The sequence below is a fragment of the Candidatus Cloacimonadota bacterium genome (assembly GCA_011372345.1).
Classification (GTDB): domain Bacteria; phylum Cloacimonadota; class Cloacimonadia; order Cloacimonadales; family TCS61; genus DRTC01.
The window spans coordinates 1-4,554 of sequence record DRTC01000548.1 but is presented as its reverse complement, the minus strand read 5'-3'; the positions used below and the strand labels follow the sequence as shown (position 1 = coordinate 4,554).

At 34.2% G+C, this 4,554-nt stretch carries 4 protein-coding genes; all 4 read right to left on the bottom strand.

The window, feature by feature from the left end:
- Positions 1-84: 84 nt before the first annotated feature.
- Positions 85-1,179, bottom strand: coding sequence for a hypothetical protein (locus ENL20_10380; GenBank protein ID HHE38963.1), 1,095 nt, complete (start codon positions 1,177-1,179; stop codon positions 85-87).
- An 8-nt stretch (positions 1,180-1,187) separates the two neighbouring features.
- The gene (locus ENL20_10375) at positions 1,188-2,180 is read right to left on the bottom strand and encodes a T9SS type A sorting domain-containing protein (GenBank protein HHE38962.1); all 993 of its coding nucleotides are present in this window, start codon (positions 2,178-2,180) and stop codon (positions 1,188-1,190) included.
- A gap of 132 nt (positions 2,181-2,312) precedes the next feature.
- The gene (locus tag ENL20_10370; GenBank protein HHE38961.1) at positions 2,313-2,771 is read right to left on the bottom strand and encodes a phosphatidylglycerophosphatase A; all 459 of its coding nucleotides are present in this window, start codon (positions 2,769-2,771) and stop codon (positions 2,313-2,315) included.
- A gap of 113 nt (positions 2,772-2,884) precedes the next feature.
- Positions 2,885-4,204 (bottom strand): peptidylprolyl isomerase, encoded by a 1,320-nt coding sequence (locus tag ENL20_10365; protein HHE38960.1) that lies wholly within the window; start codon positions 4,202-4,204, stop codon positions 2,885-2,887.
- Between the last annotated feature and the right edge of the window lie 350 nt (positions 4,205-4,554).

Here is a 4,554-nt window from a genome sequence, read left to right as displayed (position 1 = left end):
TGAAGAAAAAATAAAAAAGCATTGACTTTGATAAAGCCTTTTTTTCGTTAATTATGATTTATATTTATTCGTATTCATCTCTGGTTACCAGTGTCCTTTTGGTTTCGGTTTAGCCGAGTTAGGGGTTAAAGTTAAAACATCATTTGTATTGTTCCAAACATATCCTGACGAGATACCACCAGGTGCACAAATATCAAGATCATACTCATAGTTGGAAAATGGAGATTTCTTATCGTTAATATCAGTTGCTCCTGCTGAAAAAACGCTTTGATGACTGGCAGGGAAAGATATACTTTCTATAGAACCGTTTCCTGCAGCAGCTATTAGGCAAACACCTGCTTCATAAGCAGCCTCCAACTGCTCTATAACTGTTTGACTTTCGGGGCAATAAAAGCTCATATTTATAACTTTTGCTCCAGCTGAAACTGCACTATTTATTCCATCTGCAATCCATCCTGTATCACTATCCTCCGGCGTATTATTAAAAACTTTTACTGTTAATAACTTACAACCGACTTCACCATTAAAACCACCACCAGCTAAACCGGCAATATTGAGTCCATTTTCTGTTACTGCCCTAATTACTCCGGAAACCATAGTTCCGTGTCCAACATAATCATATACAATATCATTATCATCAATAGTTTCTTGAAAACCATAAAAATCGTTTTCATTCCATAGAACGTCATTACCTGCAAGATCCGGATGATCAAAATCTATACCGCTATCTAAAACAGCTATTAATATATCATTATCTCCGCTTGTATGATTTATCCAAGCAGGATGTGCTTCTATATTCGTTAGTGCCCACTGCAGATAATAATCAGGATCTTCCTGCAATAAATATCCTCTTCCTGCTGCTTCGGCATAATCAACTTTTAATTCATTATTAAGCGAATCAACAACAGCATTTATATCTGTATCTTCATCGAAATAGACAACATAAGTTCTATCAAACTCAATTGAATTCATTATTAAAAGATACATTTCTTCAAATCGAAAATAGTTTGAAATTTCATTGAACCAAACTTGATCCGTTACTACCACGCTATCTATCACTTCAATAGAATTGAAAGGCTCAGTAGTTTTAAATAATGCTTTTCCCGGAACAAAGTCGGTTGAGAAAAGCAAGCTTGCTGCAAATATCACAGTTATAAGAATACTAATTCTTTTTAACATTTTTCCTCCTATTTTAAAAATGTTGTTCTTTTTATAATTTTTTCATTTTTATTAGAAATTTTCACAAAATATAACCCGGAACTTTTTGCACCGCAATTCCAGACTATTGTACCTTCATTTTCTAAGTTACTTCTCAAATATATTCTTTGACCCTTTATATTATAAATCTCTAAGATGTTATTTCCTTGAGACATTGAATATTCAATGCTTACTTTCCCATTGAACGGATTAGGAAATGTATTTAGAAAATTGCTATTTGAATATAAAGTTTCTTCATTAGAACTTACATTTGAAAAAACAAGTCGGGCAAAAGGTTTATAAATTGTAGGTGTATCGGCGGCTCTAAAAGCAAGACCATCTCTCCACTCATCCCAATCCGTATTTATCCAAAAGCGTATTCTGTACTGAGTTTTATCTCTTACATTTTCATAATCGTCCAATACATATTCTGTAATATCCATAGTTTTATACTCAAATTCTGCATTATCGCTAATTATACCAATATTCGTATGTAAAGTTTGAGTATCTCCGGGATTACCTGCAGTCCAATCATCAACATTCAGTTGATTACCATAATCTATATGATCTAAAACACAATCTGTTGTATCAGGTAAAGGATTAACATCCCAGATAGGGTATCCACCTAAGTCATTTCCATAAGCATCAAGTTGATAGATATGGAAAGATGCAGTCTCGATATTATAACCTTCAGGAATATCCGGAAGAGGAAATGAGACATAACCTCTTTCCCACCAATAAGATTCGATTAAACCTCCCCAGCCATCACCACACCCTAATGTAGTAGGTACAGTACTTATCCAATATGAGTTATCGTTATATAAATAAGTAATGCTTCCATCTAGTTCTGGGGTACTGTAAACTGTATCTATTATGGTGTCAGAATGCAATACAGCGAACAGTAAAAGTGTTATTATAATGAACATTGTTCTTAACTTTTCTTTTCGTTTCATTTCTTTCCTCCATATTTTGCACTTCTGCATTTAAGGTCGGCAATTTGAGTATCATCATAACCTCCGTCTAATTTCCATATCAAGTTAAAAAATATCACAATCCGAAAAAATGGAATTATTAAAAATTTGGCAATAATAATTTTATTTTAATTATATTTATACCTAAAAAATCCTCACCAAAATCTGCAAAATCAGATTCGCATAAATCCCAGCCATCACATCATCTGCCATAACTCCCCAACCTTCGGGAAGTTTCTGCAGGATATTTACCGGTTCCGGTTTGAGAATATCAAAAAACCTGAAAAGAAGGAAAGAACCGATAATTATTAAAATCGTTTTAGGTAAGAATAAAACAGAAAAAAAATAACCGAAAAATTCATCGATTATAATTTTTCCGTTGTCGTGTCCGAGAACTTTTTCTGCTTTGGAAATGAAATGAACGGAAATTATGCTCAAAATCAAAACGATCAGCAAAAAAAATATCCAACAGGCTGCACTGATGAACATACTTTCCGGAAGTAAAAAATAAACGAGAGCTGCTACGAATGTTCCTGCTGTTCCTGGTGCTTTCGGGAAATATCCGATATTAAAAAGAGTTGAATAAAAAGTTGAAAAATTCATAATTTTCTTTTCTTGTGCTCCCTTCTCCTCATAGGAGAAGGGCTGGGGATAAGGTTGAAAAAGATAACCGAACAAGTTCGGTTCCACTTTCACAAACTGAATTGTTTGTGTTACTACTCTTCAAGAAGTATTTCCACATATCTTTCTTTGATCAGTTCTTTTATCCATTCTTCATAAAGATCGACTTCCTTCTGGGAAATAACAAGGTCTCTCAATTTATCATAAATTTCGTGGTATTGGAATGGTCTCTCGTCTATTTTTTTTAGTTTTCCAAAAATATAGAGAACATCACCTTCCCTGATCAATTCCGTATATTCTCCATAATCGAGTTTTTTAAGGTGTTCTTTGAAAAATTCAGGATAACCGTCTTTAGGAAATTCACCGATCACACCGCCTTTAACTGCTGAAGAATCATCGTCTGAATAGATCTTCGCCAATTCATAAAAATCTTCACCGTTGTTCAATCTATTCAGAACATTTTCCATCAATTGTGTAATTGCAATTACATCTTCTTCTGTTGGTTCGATTTTTACCAGGATGTGACTGGCATTTACTTCTTCTTCTTTTTTTTCATTAACTTTTATTAAATGAAAACCGAAATCTGTTTCCACAACTTCGCTGATCTCTCCCGGGATCAAAGCAAAAGCGACATCTTCGAAAGGTTTGACCATTTCTCCTTTACCGAAAAATCCTAAATTTCCACCATTAGCAGCACTCGGGCATTCACTGTATTCTTTTGCTAACTCCTCAAAATCTTCACCTTCATTCAATTTATCTTTTATCTTATTTATTTTGAGTAAAGCCTTTTTCCTGGTTTCATCGCTTGGTTTGATGTTTTTCATGATCATTCCGAGTTGGTCCATTTCCGGCCGATTCGGCATTTCATCTTTATTCTCATGATAATATTCTTCAACTTCCGCTTCTGTGATGTGGATTTTATTTTTTATCTCATTCGTAATTATCTGTTCTTTTAATCCCTGCTCATTGATCATTTCGATGTAAAATTCTTTCAATTCAAATACAGTCAAACCCATCTCTTTTTTCAGTTCTCTTTTAAATTCCACTTCAGAAGCAAACCTGGCAGCTGCATTTTTGATTTCCTGCTCTGCTAATGTTTTAGCCCTTTCTTCATCTACCTCATAGTTTTCTTCCTTTGCTTTCTGCAGGATCATCTGGGTTTCGATCATATCATTCAAAATATCAAAATCCGTTATTTCCGAAGATAATAATCCGGCTGCAGATAACTGCTGTTTTCTTTTTTCCAGATCGCTTTTGAGAATGATCTCCCTGCCGACTTTGGCAACTATTTCATCCAGAACTTCTGCAGATAATAAGAAAATCATTATCGTAAAAATCAATATAAAACAATTTTTCATTTTTGCTCCTGAATTTTTTGTGAAATTACTTTTCATAAACAATGATACACTACCCATTTCCCTTCCGAAGCTTTCTTTCACTAGTTCTTACATTAAGATTCGGAAGGATGTATATGTCCCGGAACTTTCCGATCCGGCAACTGCCGGATAGAATTCCTTCGTGAGAAGCTTCGGAAAGGCAGCATCATTTTTTCATAATCTTTCATAAACTATGATACACTACCTTCTTCCGAAGATTTCTTTCACTTGTTCATACATAAAGATTCGGAAGGATGTGAATGCCCCTAACTTTCCGAATCTTAGTGATAAGAATATCTTTATGAGAAGCTTCGGAAAGGCAGCACAAGTTTTTCATAATCTTTCATAAACTATGATACACTACCTTTTTATGAACATAAACAATCTTG